An 861-nucleotide genomic window follows, 5' to 3' on the forward strand; every position below is an offset into this window, starting at 1 on the left:
AGGTTGGCGCGACGGTGCAGATGGCGATTTGTAAACCGAACGCCCCAGAATCGGACTGGATACCTATTGGCGAAGGCGTTGTCGCCTTCGATACCGCGGGCCAGTGATGTCGTGGCGCGGATCTAGCTTCGCCACCTGAACCGGTCCGGCGTCTCGCGCACGAACCCCAGGCCTTCGCATTCCGCACAGTCCTCTCGCTTGCTGAACGAGTCATCGCAGGCGTGGCATGGCATAAAGATGGACACGCTGGCTCGCGTTGAGAGTGCTGCATGCCGCTCCGTGTCGCCTTCTTCCTTGGCCAGCTGGATTGCATCGAGGGCGGCCCGGTACAGGTCCGGGTCGTCGATGGTGCGCAATTCTATGCCTCGAATCATCCGCGAAACCTCGACCAGCTCATACTCGCCGGTCGGTGTGATGCAACGTTTCCCATCTATGCGTCCGATCGATTCCTCGCTTCGATTGAGCAGCTCCAGGCCAATGTCCGTGTGCTTCACCCTCGCGTCTATGTGGGAGGCGTTCAAGCGCTCCCCGGGCGGTGCCCAGTTAAAGGCGGTGCCCGACAGGTACCCTAGCGCCGGGCCGTCGCGTACCAGCACATAGGAGCCAGAGCGCAGGAAGTAACGGTGACGGACTATCTGCTCTTCGATCTCATGCGAATACGCAGACTCCGCAAGCTCGAGCAGATCGAAATGTTCCAGGGGATCGATGATGCTCGCTCGAAGCATGTCGTCCGCGGCCTCGATAAGGTTTTCCCGATAGAGCCGGGGAAGGTCACGGCGTTCTGCTGCGTCGTCCAGCATGCGATGCCAGCGATCGACGGTCATGCTGGTACGGTGAGTGAAGGAAATATCGCGGCCCATA

General features: G+C 60.4%; 1 protein-coding gene. It reads right to left on the minus strand.

What is annotated here, in order from left to right; translation table 11 throughout:
* Positions 1–122 precede the first annotated feature (122 nt).
* Positions 123–861: hypothetical protein (locus EA795_RS20640; protein ID WP_122079233.1), on the minus strand; the 739-nt coding region annotated here is incomplete at its 5' end.

It is taken from the genome of Stutzerimonas nitrititolerans (assembly GCF_003696285.1).
In the GTDB taxonomy this organism is placed as follows: Bacteria; Pseudomonadota; Gammaproteobacteria; order Pseudomonadales; family Pseudomonadaceae; genus Stutzerimonas; species Stutzerimonas nitrititolerans.